12 protein-coding genes are annotated in these 14,217 nt (G+C 70.3%); 2 read left to right on the forward strand and 10 right to left on the reverse strand.

Annotation, left to right across the window (positions count from 1 at the left end; genetic code table 11):
- Nucleotides 1-216 precede the first annotated feature (216 nt).
- From JOD64_RS12610 to lysS, 3 genes are all read right to left on the reverse strand, one after another.
- On the reverse strand, nucleotides 217-2,760 hold the full coding sequence (locus JOD64_RS12610) for an ATP-dependent Clp protease ATP-binding subunit (RefSeq protein WP_204942407.1): 2,544 nt from the start codon (nucleotides 2,758-2,760) through the stop codon (nucleotides 217-219).
- Between the two features lie 548 nt (nucleotides 2,761-3,308).
- Nucleotides 3,309-3,653: a histone-like nucleoid-structuring protein Lsr2 gene (locus JOD64_RS12615; protein ID WP_110563841.1), complete on the reverse strand. Its 345-nt coding sequence runs from the start codon at nucleotides 3,651-3,653 to the stop codon at nucleotides 3,309-3,311.
- Between the two features lie 111 nt (nucleotides 3,654-3,764).
- Nucleotides 3,765-5,273 carry a lysine--tRNA ligase gene (gene lysS / locus JOD64_RS12620; protein WP_204942408.1) on the reverse strand — a complete coding sequence of 503 codons (1,509 nt, stop codon included), beginning with the start codon at nucleotides 5,271-5,273 and terminating at the stop codon, nucleotides 3,765-3,767.
- An 89-nt stretch (nucleotides 5,274-5,362) separates the two neighbouring features.
- Here lysS and JOD64_RS12625 point away from each other — a divergent pair, with 89 nt between their 5' ends.
- A complete protein-coding gene (locus JOD64_RS12625) occupies nucleotides 5,363-6,106 on the forward strand; it encodes a class I SAM-dependent methyltransferase (RefSeq protein ID WP_204942409.1) in 744 nt (247 codons plus the stop codon).
- Nucleotides 6,107-6,142: 36 nt separating this feature from the next.
- Here JOD64_RS12625 and JOD64_RS12630 read toward each other — a convergent pair whose 3' ends face one another.
- On the reverse strand, nucleotides 6,143-6,901 hold the full coding sequence (locus tag JOD64_RS12630) for a type III pantothenate kinase (RefSeq protein ID WP_204942410.1): 759 nt from the start codon (nucleotides 6,899-6,901) through the stop codon (nucleotides 6,143-6,145).
- Nucleotides 6,902-7,019: 118 nt separating this feature from the next.
- On the opposite strand from JOD64_RS12630, the gene JOD64_RS12635 reads away from it, so the two are divergent.
- On the forward strand, nucleotides 7,020-8,111 hold the full coding sequence (locus JOD64_RS12635) for a hypothetical protein (protein ID WP_204942411.1): 1,092 nt from the start codon (nucleotides 7,020-7,022) through the stop codon (nucleotides 8,109-8,111).
- 16 nt (nucleotides 8,112-8,127) lie between these two features.
- Here JOD64_RS12635 and nadC read toward each other — a convergent pair whose 3' ends face one another.
- The 6 genes from nadC to JOD64_RS12665 form a co-directional block, all read right to left on the reverse strand.
- Nucleotides 8,128-9,024, reverse strand: a complete 897-nt coding sequence (gene nadC / locus JOD64_RS12640) for a carboxylating nicotinate-nucleotide diphosphorylase (protein WP_204942412.1) — start codon at nucleotides 9,022-9,024, stop codon at nucleotides 8,128-8,130.
- Nucleotides 9,021-10,718, reverse strand: a complete 1,698-nt coding sequence (locus JOD64_RS12645) for an L-aspartate oxidase (RefSeq protein ID WP_204942413.1) — start codon at nucleotides 10,716-10,718, stop codon at nucleotides 9,021-9,023. Before JOD64_RS12645 ends, nadC begins: the two co-directional genes overlap by 4 nt.
- A gap of 108 nt (nucleotides 10,719-10,826) precedes the next feature.
- A complete protein-coding gene (locus JOD64_RS12650; protein WP_204942414.1) occupies nucleotides 10,827-11,723 on the reverse strand; it encodes a septum formation family protein in 897 nt (298 codons plus the stop codon).
- Between the two features lie 95 nt (nucleotides 11,724-11,818).
- Entirely contained in the window at nucleotides 11,819-12,247 is a 429-nt protein-coding gene (gene panD, locus JOD64_RS12655) for an aspartate 1-decarboxylase (protein ID WP_204942415.1), read from the reverse strand.
- 44 nt (nucleotides 12,248-12,291) lie between these two features.
- Complete coding sequence (gene panC, locus JOD64_RS12660; protein ID WP_204942416.1) at nucleotides 12,292-13,140, reverse strand: pantoate--beta-alanine ligase; 849 nt, start codon at nucleotides 13,138-13,140, stop codon at nucleotides 12,292-12,294.
- The gene (locus tag JOD64_RS12665; RefSeq protein WP_204942417.1) at nucleotides 13,137-14,093 is read right to left on the reverse strand and encodes a Rossmann-like and DUF2520 domain-containing protein; all 957 of its coding nucleotides are present in this window, start codon (nucleotides 14,091-14,093) and stop codon (nucleotides 13,137-13,139) included. Before JOD64_RS12665 ends, panC begins: the two co-directional genes overlap by 4 nt.
- Nucleotides 14,094-14,217: the final 124 nt, after the last annotated feature.

Genomic DNA, 14,217 nt, shown 5'->3' on the forward strand with positions numbered 1-14,217 from the left:
GGCGATGTGGGGTTATCCAAGCCGCGGGACACCCCCACATCGGCGACCTGGTGACGATCACGCTCGCCTCTCCCGGCCCGGCGGTCGGTCCTTGCGGGTGGTGCCAAGAAGGCGCACCAAAGGCGGCGCCCAGAACGCGGCACCAAAGAAGAGCGGCACTGACAAAGCGGGCCCGACGGCGCTTGCGCCATCGGGCCCGCTTTGTTGCAGGTTGTGCTACTCGTCGGCGCCCGCCACGGCGGTGCCAGCGGCAGTGCCACCGAGGTCGGCCGGTACGGCGTCCGGAACTTCCACCGGCTTCTCCGCGCCCCGGAATACGAGCTTGGACTTGTCGATGTCGTTCGGGTCGCCTTCGCAGTCCACCACGACGATCTGACCCGGGGTCAGCTCGTTGAACAGGATCCGCTCGGAGAGGTTGTCCTCGATGTCGCGCTGGATCGTGCGACGAAGCGGACGGGCACCGAGCACCGGGTCGAAGCCCTTCGCGGCCAGGTACTTCTTGGCGTTGTCGGTGAGCTCCAGGCCCATGTCCTTGTTGCGCAGCTGGCCTTCGATCCGCTGGATCATGATGTCCACGATCGAGAGGATCTCGCTCTGGCGCAGCTGGTGGAAGACGATGGTGTCGTCGATCCGGTTGAGGAACTCAGGCCGGAAGTGCTGCTTGAGCTCGTCGTTGACCTTCTGCTTCATCCGGTCGTAGTTGGACTCGGAGTCCTCCGACTGCTGGAAGCCCAGCGACACCGCCTTGGCGACGTCACGGGTGCCCAGGTTGGTGGTCAGGATGATGACCGTGTTCTTGAAGTCCACGATCCGACCCTGACCGTCGGTGAGCCGACCGTCCTCGAGGATCTGCAGGAGCGTGTTGAACACGTCCGGGTGGGCCTTCTCGATCTCGTCGAAGAGGACCACCGAGAACGGCCGACGCCGCACCTTCTCGGTCAGCTGCCCGCCCTCGTCGTAACCGACGTAGCCGGGAGGTGCACCAACGAGCCGGGAGACCGTGTAGCGGTCGTGGAACTCGGACATGTCCAGCTGGATGAGGGCATCCTCGCTGCCGAAGAGGAACTCGGCGAGCGCCTTGGACAGCTCGGTCTTACCGACACCGGACGGGCCGGCGAAGATGAACGAGCCCGACGGGCGCTTCGGGTCCTTCAGGCCGGCCCGGGTACGCCGGATCGCCTTCGAAACCGCCTTGACCGCGTCCTCCTGGCCGATGACGCGCTTGTGCAGCTCGTCCTCCATGCGCAGCAGGCGCGAGGTCTCCTCCTCGGTCAGCTTGTAGACCGGGATGCCGGTCCAGTTGCCGAGCACCTCGGCGATCTGCTCGTCGTCGACCTCGCTGACGACGTCCAGGTCACCGGCCTTCCACTCCTTCTCCCGCTGAGCCTTCTGGCCAAGGAGCTGCTTCTCCTTGTCCCGCAGCTGGGCGGCGCGCTCGAAGTCCTGAGCGTCGATCGCGGACTCCTTGTCGCGACGCACCTGGGCGATGCGCTCGTCGAAGTCACGCAGGTCTGGCGGCGCGGTCATCCGACGGATCCGCATCCGGGCACCGGCCTCGTCGATCAGGTCGATCGCCTTGTCCGGCAGGAAGCGGTCGGAGATGTACCGGTCAGCCAGCGTCGCGGCTGCCACGAGGGCGGCGTCGGTGATGCTCACCCGGTGGTGCGCCTCGTAGCGGTCACGCAGGCCCTTGAGGATCTCGATGGTGTGCGCCAGCGACGGCTCCCCCACCTGGATCGGCTGGAACCGGCGCTCGAGAGCCGCGTCCTTCTCGAGGTGCTTGCGGTACTCGTCAAGGGTGGTGGCACCGATGGTCTGCAGCTCACCACGGGCCAGCATCGGCTTGAGGATGCTCGCCGCGTCGATCGCGCCCTCGGCGGCACCCGCACCCACCAGGGTGTGGATCTCGTCGATGAACAGGATGATGTCGCCGCGAGTGCGAATCTCCTTGAGCACCTTCTTGAGGCGCTCCTCGAAGTCACCGCGGTAGCGGGAACCAGCGACGAGCGCACCGAGGTCGAGCGTGTAGAGCTGCTTGTCCTTGAGAGTCTCGGGCACCTCGCCCTTGATGATCTTCTGGGACAGCCCCTCCACCACGGCGGTCTTACCGACGCCGGGCTCACCGATCAGGACCGGGTTGTTCTTGGTACGGCGGGAGAGCACCTGCATGACCCGCTCGATTTCCTTCTCGCGCCCGATGACCGGGTCGAGCTTGCCCTCGCGGGCGGCCTGAGTCAGGTTGCGGCCGAACTGGTCCAGCACCAGGCTGGTCGACGGCGCGGCCTCACCCGGCGCGGCACCCGCCGCGGCGGGCTCCTTGCCCTGGTAGCCGGAGAGCAGCTGGATCACCTGCTGGCGGACCCGGTTGAGGTCGGCGCCGAGCTTGACCAGCACCTGGGCGGCGACGCCCTCGCCCTCACGGATCAGCCCGAGCAGGATGTGCTCGGTGCCGATGTAGTTGTGGCCGAGCTGCAGCGCCTCGCGCAGCGACAGCTCCAGCACCTTCTTGGCCCGCGGCGTGAACGGGATGTGCCCGCTCGGCGCCTGCTGGCCCTGGCCGATGATCTCCTCGACCTGCTGGCGGACGCCCTCCAAGGAGATGCCGAGGCTCTCCAGGGCCTTTGCCGCGACGCCTTCACCTTCGTGGATCAGGCCCAGCAGGATGTGTTCCGTACCGATGTAGTTGTGGTTGAGCATCCGGGCCTCTTCTTGGGCCAGGACGACAACCCGTCGCGCTCGGTCGGTGAACCGCTCGAACATGCCCTCGTGCTCCTCACGTGCCGTGCGCCTTGATGGTCAATCTTGGCGGGGCCGGTGCACGAACGTCCGGGACGGGCGTCCGTGCCTCCTTACTCTATCGTCGCTGACCGACTCAGCTGAGGTCGTGTGTCTCTGGTCCGGGTCGGTTGCACCTCGTTTTGGACAACCGTCCGCGCTCAGGAGGTGTTCCGGTAGTCCTGTCGCTACGCGCAGAGCGAAATCCGACTGGCGCGACGCGGGCCCGATCCCGGCTCTGAGAGCGTTTCGGGAGGCCCTGGGAGGGCGGACCGACGGTCTCGACGAACGCCGCGCCCAACCCTGGGGATGGTTGTCCACAGGTTGTGGATAATTGGTCCACTGGTTGTGGATAACGCCGGTGCGCACGGAATGCTTCCCGGCCCCGGAGGCGGTCAGTCGACCGAGGGCCCGCCAGCGACCCGCTTCCGACCGGAGCCGGCCGCCAGACACGGCGACGCCGGCCCGGAGAACTACTCCGGCCCGGCGTCGGTGTCGCCCGCGGTGACGCTAGCCACCCAGCTGCTGACGGATCAGCGCTTCGCGTGGTACTCGTCAACGATCTCCTGCGGGATACGACCCCGGTCCGAGATGTCCTTGCCGGCCTTCTTGGCCCACTCCCGGATCGCCTTGTTCTGTTCCCGATCGGCGGTCGCGCCACCCCGACCGCGGGCAGCACGCCCACCGATCACCACGCCGCCCCGGCCGACCTTCGTGCCGGCACCCACGTACGAGGCGAAAGCGTCGCGCAATTTCGCGGCGTTGGCACTCGACAGGTCGATCTCATACTGAACGCCGTCGAGGGCGAACTTGACGGTCTCGTCAGCGTCCCCGCCGTCCAGGTCATCGACCAGCTTGTGAATGATCTGCTTGGCCACGTCCCACATTCCTTTCGAGCAGGGTGCTCCTGCTAAGAAGAGCACAATAACCCGCGTGCTGCTCGCCGCGTCAATAGGATGCCGTTACAACTCGGCGCGAGCCGCTCTGGACTACTCCGGGCGGACCAACGGGAAGAGGATCGTTTCCCGAATTCCGAGCCCGGTCAGGGCCATCAACAGCCGGTCGATTCCCATTCCCATACCGCCCGCCGGCGGCATTCCGTACTCCATCGCCCGGAGAAAGTCCTCGTCGAGACGCATCGCCTCGTCGTCGCCACGGGCCGCCAGCTGCGCCTGGGCCACCAGCCGCTCGCGCTGCACGACCGGGTCGACCAGCTCGGAGTACGCGGTGCCCAGCTCGAAGCCGAGCACGTAGAGGTCCCACTTCTCGGCCAGCCCCGGCTCACTGCGGTGCGCCCGGGTGAGCGGGCTGGTCTCCTCCGGGTAGTCCCGCACGAAGGTGGGTGCCTGCAAACCGGGGACGACCAGTTCCTCGAACAGTTCCTCGGCCAGCTTGCCCGGGCCCCACTTCGGGTCCACGGCCAATCCGACCTTGTCCGCGTACTCCACCAGGCGGGATCGGTCGGTGCGGACCGTGACCTCCTCGCCGAGTGCTTCGGAAAGCACGCCGAACAGAGTCACGGACCGCCACTCGCCGCCCAGGTCGAACTCCTGCCCGTCGGCGTGGGTCACCACCATCGAGCCGCTGACCGCGATCGCGGCCTGTTGCACGAGATTGCGGGTCAACTCGGCCATCGTGTCGTAGTCGCCGTACGCCTGGTACGTCTCCAACATCGCGAACTCCGGCGAGTGCGAAGAGTCGACACCCTCATTACGGAAGTTGCGGTTGATCTCGAAGACGCGGTCGACACCGCCGACCACGGCGCGCTTGAGAAACAGTTCCGGGGCGATTCGCAGATACAGATCGGTGTTCAACGCATTGCTGTGGGTCACGAACGGTCGGGCCGCCGCACCACCGTGCAGCAGTTGCAACATCGGCGTTTCCACCTCGATGAAACCCTGCCCGTGCAATGAATCGCGCAGACTGCGTACCGCGGCGGCTCGGGTACGGACCATCTCCCGTGCCTGCGGCCGGACGATCAGGTCGACGTAACGCTGCCGGACGCGGGCCTCCTCGGAGAGGGGCTTGTGCGCCACCGGCAACGGTCGCAGCGCCTTGGCGGTCATCTCCCACTGCTGAGCCAGCACCGACAGCTCACCCCGGCGGCTGGTGATCACCTCACCGGTGACGCCGACGTGGTCGCCCAGGTCGACGAGGCGCTTCCACGCCTCCAACCGCTCCGGCCCGACCCGGTCCAGGGAGAGCATCGCCTGCAACTCGGTGCCGTCGCCGTCGCGCAGAGTCGCGAAGCAGAGCTTGCCCGTGTTGCGTACGAAGATCACTCGGCCGGTGACGGCCACCTGGTCGCCGGTGGCGGTGTCGGTCGGCAGGTCGGCGTAGCCCGCCCGGACCTGCGCCAGGGTGGTCGTGCGGGGGAAGCCGACCGGGTAGGGCTCGACGCCCTCGGCGAGCATCCGGTCCCGCTTCTCCCGGCGGACCTTCATCTGCTCGGGAAGGTCGTCGGCGGGGTCCACTGGCACGGCGTTCTGCTCGCTCACGGCACGCTTCCTCGTCACGGGAGATACAGGGGGTCAGGCCCGAGCGTACTCAAGCGTCCCGGGGGCTGTTAGCGGATAACCTGCCCGTTATGGTCGATCACACTCGGGCCCTCTCCTTCGGCGCTGCAGCGAACGATTACGACCGGTTCCGACCCAGCTATCCCGAAGAGGCGGTCCGCTGGGCGCTTGACGGTCTGGACGACAGCGCCCGGGTGGTCGACCTCGCCGCCGGCACCGGGATCCTGACCCGGGTCGTGCGGACCATCGGGCACCAGGTGCTGCCGGTGGAGCCCGACCCCGGCATGCGCGCCCAACTGGACAGCACCACCCCGGATCTCACCGCCCAGGCCGGCAGCGCCGAGTCGATGCCGTTGCCGGACGGCAGCGCCGACGCGGTGCTGGTCGGGCAGGCCTACCACTGGTTCGACAAGGAACCCGCACACGCCGAGATCGCCCGCGTACTCCGGTCGGGCGGGACGTTCGCCCCGATCTGGAACATTCGTGACGAGCGGGCGGCCAGTTGGATGCTGGAGCTGACCCGGATCGCCGACCTCCGGGACAACGCCCCCGATCTGCGCAGGCAGGTCGCCGGCTTCGGGCCGGCCTTCGGGCCGGTGGAGGTGGCCCAGTTCGTGCACCGGACGCTGCTCACCCCGGACGAGCTGCTCGGCATGCTGCACACCCGCTCCTACTGGCTGACCGCCAGCAGTCAGGGGCGGGCCGAGGTCGACCGGAACGTACTCGACCTCCTCGCCCGCCACCCGGACCTGGCCGGCCGGGAGACCATCGAGATGGCGTACCGGACCGTGGTCTATCGCGCCCGACGGCGGTGAAGCCCCGCGCGACGACCGACCCGGCGGCGACCCGGGTCACACGTTGCGGTCGTAGACCATCCGCAGGCCGATCAGCGTGATCATCGGCTCGTGGTGGGTGATGGTGCGGCATTCGTTGATCACCAGGGACGCCAGGCCCCCGGTGGCGATCACCGCCTTCACCTCACCCAACTCCTCGGTCATCCGCTCGACGATGCGGTCCACCTGGCCGGCAAAGCCGAAGTACAGGCCGGCCTGGAGGCACTCCACGGTGTTCTTCCCGATCACCGAGCGGGGCTTGGTGGCCTCGACCTTGCGCAGCTGGGCGGCCCGGGCGGCCAACGCGTCGAAGGAGATCTCGATGCCCGGGGCGAACGCCCCGCCGAGGAACTCACCCCGCCCGCTGATGACGTCGAAGTTGGTGGTGGTGCCGAAGTCCACCACGATCGACGGGCCGCCGTAGAGGGTGTACGCGGCGAGCGTGTTCACCACCCGGTCCGCGCCCACCTCCTTCGGGTTGTCGATCGCCAACTGCACCCCGGTCCGCACGCCCGGTTCGACGATGACGCTCGGCAGGTCGGCGTAGTAGCGGCCGAGCATGGTGCGCAGTGACCGCAGTGCGGCCGGCACCGTGGAGCAGGCGGCCACACCGGTGATCTCGACGTTGTCGCCGGCCAGCAGACCCCGGAACATCAGGCCCAACTCGTCCGCCGTCGAGCGGGCATCGGTCTTGATCCGCCAGGAGTGCACCAGCTTGTCGCCGTCGAAGGTCGCCAGCACGGTGTTGGTGTTTCCGATGTCGATGCAGAGCAGCACGCACGCAGCCTAGACAACGACCGTACGGGCGGGTGCGGACCGGCCGGCGGACCGTATCCTGCTTGTATCGCTACATGAGCATGGGTCAATCCACCGCGCGACCGGACGGGGAGCGGACATGTCGGGGACGTGGTGGGTTCGGGGTCGTAACACCCTGCGCCGACGCCGACGACACGTGCTGGTGCTGGTCGCCTTGGCCGGCGGCGCGATCTGGATGATCGTGCAGGCGTGGCGGGCGTCCGTTCGGGAGAGCGGCAGCTTCACCGGCGACCTCTACCTCAACATCGGCGCCGCTCTGATCATGACGCTGCTGACCTACGTGGTGCTCAACCCGCTCTTCCGCGAACTTCAGACGGTCAGCATCATCGAGCACCCCCGACTGGACCGGGACGCCCTGATCGAACGGGTCGCCCAGTCCCGGGAGATCGTGGCCATCCTGGAAACCTGGACCAGCATGCTGGAGGGCCCGTACGCGGCCCGGTTCGTGGCCGCGCTGCGCTCCGCGCTCGTCAACGGCGCCGCCGTCAAGGTGCTCCTGCTCGACCCGGACTCACCGGCGGTCCGACTGCGCGGCGAGGAGTTACGCCGACGGGACGCCTCGGTCGCCATCCTCAACAACCTGTGGCACCTTGCGCGGCTCAGCGAGGAGTTGCCCGAGTCGGCCCGCGCCCGACTTCAGGTCCGGGTCTACAGCGCCGCCCCCTCCGTGCAGATGTACCGCTGGGACGGCAAGGCGTTCATCTCGTTCTTCCCCGTGCAGGGCAGCACCTTCGACACCCAGCAGATCGAGGCGTTCGTCTCGACCCCGTTGGGCGAGTTCGTCGACGACCGGTTCGCCGAACTGTGGGACACCGCTCCCCTGGAGGACCTGGCGGCCTGCCTCACGCTGCGGCTCTGCCTGCGGCAAGCTGGTCGGGACCTGGAGACCTGCGACGCGCTCTACGTACGCTCCGACGGCGAGTGGTACATCGCCGGCACCGACCTGGTACGCAACGTGGCCCGGCACGGCCTGGCCGGGCTGACCGTCGTGCTGGACCGGCCCGAGGCGGCCGGCGAGATCTTCGCCATCGGCGAGGCCGACGAGTTGCCGCCCGAGATCTACAACCGGGTGCTGGAGCTCTTCCGAGCCAAGTACGGCCTGGACGGCCGACAGGACACCGAGAACCGGGTGATCTTCAATCTGGCGACCAGCTCCCTGACCACCGTCTGAGTCGCCGACGCGCCCGCTACTCAATCCGCAGGTCCAGCGCGATGTCCAGGATCGGCGACGAGTGGGTCAACGCGCCCACCGAGAGGAAGTCGACGCCGGTGGCCGCGTACCGGCCCGCCACCTCCAGGGTCAGCCCGCCGGTCGCCTCCAACTCCGCCCGGTCACCCACCGCGGCCACCGCCTCGGCCAGCACCTCCGGCGTCATGTTGTCGCAGAGCAGGAAATCCGCCCCGGCCTCCACCGCCTCCACCGCCTCGTCGACCGTGGTCACCTCGACCTGCACCGGCACCTCCGGGAACGCCTCCCGGACCCGCCGGTAGGCCGGCGTGATGCCCCCGGCCGCCAGCTTGTGGTTGTCCTTGATCATGGCCACGTCGTAGAGGCCCATCCGCTTGTTGGTGCCGCCGCCGGCCCGCACCGCGTACTTCTCCAGCGCCCGCAGGCCCGGCGTCGTCTTGCGGGTGTCCAGCACCATCGCCTTCGTGCCAGCCAACGCGTCCGCCCAGGCGCGGGTGTGGGTGGCCACCCCGGACATCCGGCAGAGCAGGTTGAGCGCCGTCCGTTCGGCCGTCAGCAGCAGCCGGGTCGGGCCGGTCACCGTCGCCAGCACCGCACCGCGGGCCACCCGCTCGCCGTCGCGGGCCACCACCGACACCTCGACGGTACGACCGAAGCCCGTCACCTCGCCGACCAACTCGAACACGGCGGCGGCCACAGCCATCCCGGCCAGCACACCGTCCGCACGGGCCACCAGATCGGCGGTGTCGGTCTGCTCCGCCGGAATGGTGGCCACGCTCGTGACGTCCAGGAAATCCGGGCCCAGATCCTCGATCAGCGCGGTCTCGATCACCTGCCGCACCTGCGCCGGATCCAACCCTGCCGCCTGCAAAGCCGCCTGCGTCGACTCCGTCATGAAGATCGCCCCTCCCAGTGCTGCCCTATCCGGCCCTGCGCCCCAACCGACCCGACCAGGTGGCCCAGCCACCGCTCGTCGGCCGTCGGAAAATCCTCCCGCCAGTGGCAACCCCGAGTCTCGCCGCGCGCGTACGCGGCAGCAACCAGCGTGGACGCCACGGTGAGCAGGTTGGTCGCCTCCCAGTCGGCGGTCCGCGGCCGGCCCCGGGCAGCGCCCAGCTCGGTCAGCGTTCCGGCTGTCTCGGCCAGCGTCGCCGCGGATCGGAGCACCCCGGCCCCCCGCGTCATCGCCCGTTGCAGGGTCGGCGTCACCTCCGCGGGCAGCACCCAGCCGGCGCCCCCGCGCCAGGCACCGGTGTCCGCCGGCTGAACCTGCTCGGGCAGACCGGCCGCAATGTCCTCAGCGATCCGCCGGGAGAAGACCAGACCCTCCAGCAGCGAATTGCTGGCCAGCCGATTCGCGCCGTGCACACCCGTGCAGGCCACCTCGCCGCAGGCGTACAGGCCCGGGATGGAGGTGCGGCCGCGCAGATCGGTGCGGACGCCGCCGGATGCGTAGTGGGCGGCCGGTGCCACCGGAATCAGGTCGGTCGCCGGGTCCACGCCGATCGCCAGGCAGGACGCCACGATGGTGGGGAACCGCCCGGCCAGGAAGTCCCCACCCAGGTGCCGCGCGTCGAGGAAGACGTGGTCCGCGCCGGTGGCCAGCAACACCCGGTGGATGCCCTTGGCCACCACGTCCCGGGGTGCCAGCTCGGCCAACTCGTGCTGGCCCACCATGAACCGCTTGCCGTCGGCATCCACCAGGTACGCGCCCTCACCGCGCAACGCCTCGGAGACCAGCGGCTGCTGCGCGTGCCCGGCACCGGGGACTCCCGCGCCGGGTGGAGTGATCAGGGCGGTCGGGTGGAACTGGACGAACTCCACGTCGGTCACCGCCGCGCCGGCCCGCATCGCCAGCGCCACCCCGTCGCCGGTGGAGACCGCCGGGTTGGTGGTGGCCGCGAAGATCTGCCCCATCCCGCCGGTGGCGAGCACCACCGCCCGGGCCAGCAGGGCACCGACGCCGTCCTCGCTGCCCTCGCCGAGCACGTGCAGGGTGATCCCGCAGGCCGGCCCGAGCCCGTCCGGGCCGTCGCCGGGCGCGCGCAGCAGGTCGAGCACCAGGGCGTGTTCGACCAGCCGGATCCACGGGTCGCGCTGCACCGCGGCGTGCAGGGCCCGCTGCACCTCCGCACCGGTAGCGTCGCCGCCCGCGTGCACGATCCGGTCCGCCCGGTGCCCGCCCTCACGGGTCAGCATCAAGGAGCCGTCCGGGTGACGATCGAACTCCGCCCCGATGCGCATCAGCTCCCGCAGCCGGGTCGGGCCCTCCTCGACCAGCACCCGGACCGCCGCCGGGTCGCAGAGCCCAACCCCGGCGACCTCGGTGTCACGGGCATGCGCCGCCGGGGTGTCCGTCGGGTCGAGCACCGCGGCGATGCCGCCCTGCGCCCATCGGGTCGAACCATCATCGATGTTGACCTTGGTGACCACCGTGACGTGCAGACCCGCCTCACGCAGGTGCAGCGCCGCGGTCAACCCGGCCACCCCGGAACCCACCACGATCACGTCGGTGGTCTCCACCCAGCCGGGCGCGGGCGCGGCCAGCAACGCGGGCAGGGCCGGCAGGTCGATGGTGGGAAGGTCCATCCCCTCAGTCAACCCGAACCGTCCTCGTCCGGGGCGGCGGGGGCGGGACGAGTGTTTTCGGCGACCCCGTCCGGCGTCGCCCGCGCGGTGCCGACCGTCAGGCCGTGGTCACTTCGTCCGGACCGGTAGGCCAGCCGGGCCCGCGCCCTTCAGCGAAACAGTCACCGTACGGTCGCTGAGCCACAGGTAGCAGCGGACGCCCCGGTCACCGACCCGCCAGCGTCCCGCACCCGGAGGGCGGACCACCACACCGCTGCGGAAGTTCAGCCTGGCGTCGTCCGGCACACCCACGAACCGGGCGAGGGCGCTCCGGCAGCCGGTGTAGAGCGGAGCCCAGTCGGAGTCACGGCTCGGGTACGCCATGTCCGGTGCACGCCACACCCCGACGAACTCGGCGTCGTGCTGTTGTGCGCACTCCACCGGGGCCAGCGTCTGCACGGCCCGACCGGCCGCCTTGCGGGTCTGCTGACAGCCGAGCCGCAGCCCGGCGGCCCCCTTCAACGCGTCCCGCAGGCTGCCCGATCGAACCACCACGGTGGCCCCAGCCTCGACCGTGTTCAGCTCGGTGAGGTCGCACCGGAACCAACGGGAGCCCGCCGCCCAGCCGGGCCCGGAGGGCAGCGCCACCGACAGTCGCAGTCGGCCGGCCCGCCAGTCGTCGCCCACGTAGCCGGTCGCCCGGGTGTCGCACTCGGCGAACGCGCCCCGCAACTCCGCCGAGCCACCCGCCGGGGCGCTCGACCGCTCGACCGGGAACGCCCCCACATGCACGGTCTCCACCCGGTGCGGGCCGGCGCAGTCCACCGGCTCGTAGCTGGCCAGGGTGACCACATCGAGGAAGTCGGCGGCCTGACACACACCGGCGGCCGGGGTGAACGCCGACGGCGGCGGCAGCGCCGCCCAGTCGTCGGTCAGGTCACCATCCAGGCCACCGGAGCCGGCGCAGCCCACCAGCAGCACCGCCGCCACGGCAGCGGCGAACAGGGTCGTCGTGGCTCTGCGCATAGCGGCCTCCCCCAGCCACCGCCGGCTTCCGCCAGCGCGCCAAGGGTAACCGGAAATGACCTTCCGGTAACAGACCGGAATCGCGTCGCGGGAGATCAGACTCCGGACAGGGCCAGCGGGCTGGGCACCGGATCACCGACCATGCCGGGCGCCACAGCGGCGGGGTCAGCGCCCAACTCGATCACCCGATTGTCGGCGTTCACGTGGACCACCCGCGGCCGGTACGACCGGGCCTCGGCGTCGTCCATCTGCCCGTACGAAATCAGGATGACCAGGTCACCGGGGTGCACCAGGTGCGCGGCGGCACCGTTGATACCGATCACACCGCTGCCCCGCTCGCCCGGGATCACGTACGTCTCCAGCCGGGCACCGTTGGTGATGTCCACGATCGCCACCTGCTCGCCGGGGAGCAGGTCGGCGGCGTCGAGCAGGTCCTCGTCCACCGTCACCGAACCGACGTAGTGCAGGTCGGCCTGCGTCACCGTGGCCCGGTGGATCTTCGACTTGAGCATCGTCCGCAGCATTGGGGTGGCCTTTCACGAAAGTGGTGGAGGGTGGTGCGGCCAGGTCAGGGGCGAGGTGCGAGGTGGATCGCCGCGTTGTCGATCAACCGGGTGGCACCCACCCACGCGGCGATCACCAGCCGGGCCGGCCCGGACACCAACCCCGGCTCCAACTCGGGATCGGTGAGCACCAGGTAGTCGAGGCGGGCACCCGGCGCACCTGCACCGAACGCGGCGTGTGCGGCGGTCAGCACCGCACCCGCGTCCAGGCCCTCGTCGGCGGCCTGCCCACCGGCCCGCAGCGCGGCGGACAAACTCAGCGCGGCGTCCCGCTCCGGCTCGCTCAGGTAGCGGTTGCGGCTGGACAGCGCCAACCCGTCCGGCTCCCGAACGGTCGGCACGCCCACCACCTCGACCGGCACGTCCAGGTCCCGGGTCATCCGACGGACCAGGGTGAGCTGCTGGTAGTCCTTCTCGCCGAAGAACGCCAGGTCCGGCTGGGTGAGTTGGAGCAGCTTCAGCACCACCGTGAGTACGCCGTGGAAGAAGCCGGGGCGGCTCGCCCCCTCCAACTCCGCGCCGAGCGGGCCCGGGTCGAGGCGTACGCGGGGCTGGCCGTCCGGGTACATGTCGGCCACCGACGGGGCAAAGACGAGATCCGCACCCGCCCGCCGGCACACCTCCAGATCCGCGTCGAGGGTGCGCGGGTAGCGGTCGAAGTCCTCGTTCGGCCCGAACTGCAGCGGGTTCACGAAGATCGTCACCAGCACGTGGTCGGCCTGCTCCCGGGCCGCACGCAGCAACGTCTCATGCCCGGAGTGCAACGCACCCATGGTCATCACCACACCGACCGTGCCCGTCAGCCCAGCCCGGGCCTCGGCCAACTCGGCGCGCGTGTGCACAACCTGCGTCATGCCGTCACCTCCCTGTTGCTGTCGGCCAGCACACCGAGCAGCGACTGCGCGTCGACCGGCCGCAGTCGGCCGGCGGCGATCGCCCGGTCGGCGGTCCGGCGGGCCAGCGCACGGTACGCGGGAACAGACTCCGGTGCGGTGGCGGCCAACCGGTCCAGGTGCCGCTGGACGGTGCCCGCGTCGCCACGGGAGACCGGGCCGGTCAGCGCGTCGTCACCGAGCCGCAGCGCGTTCTCCAGGGCGGCCCGCAGCAGTGGGGCGAGCACCTTCTCCGGCCGGGCCACCCCGGCGTCGCGCAGCCGGTCGGTCGCCTCGTTGACCAGGGTCACCAGGTGGTTCGCGCCGTGGGCCAGCGCGGCGTGGTAGAGCGGGCGGTCCGACTCGGCCACCCACTCGGGCACGCCGCCCAGGTCGGCGACCAGCCGGGCAGCGAGCGGGCGCAACTCCGCCGGGGCGGTCACCCCGTACGAGATGCCGGCCAGCCGGGCCAGGTCGTCTGGCGTACCGGTGAAGGTCATCGCCGGGTGCAGGGCGAGCGGCCGGGCACCGACCTCGGCGGCCGGCCCCAGCACGGCCAGTCCGTGCGCTCCCGAGGTGTGCGCGACGATCTGGCCCGGGTGCAGCGCGCCCCGCTCCGCGAGGTCGGTCACCACACCGGCCAGCTCGTCGTCCGGCACCGCGATCAGCAGCAGGTCGGCGGCGGCGTGGGCCACGGCGGCGACCGGGCGGCGGGGCACCTCGGGCAACAGCAGGGCGAGGCGGGCGCGGCTGGCTCCGGAACTGCCGGAGACGGCGACCACCCGATGCCCGGCGGCGGCGAGCGCGGCGCCCAGCACGGCGCCGACCCGACCGGCGCCAACGACACCGACGGTGAGCAGACGGGAGGTGGCGGGGGTGCCGAGAACGGCGGGCCCGCGCGGGGCGGCCGGACGCGGGCGCAGCGGTGCGCTCATGACGACGATCCAGTCCTCGAGAAGGGGTACCGGTCGATCGCAAGTATGCGCCCGGCCTACCGAACCCGGACAAGCATGTGTGAAAACCTTCACCACCGCCGGAAGTGCCCTTCGCCACCGTCCC

The sequence above is a fragment of the Micromonospora luteifusca genome, assembly GCF_016907275.1.
GTDB classification, from domain to species: Bacteria; Actinomycetota; Actinomycetes; order Mycobacteriales; family Micromonosporaceae; genus Micromonospora; species Micromonospora luteifusca.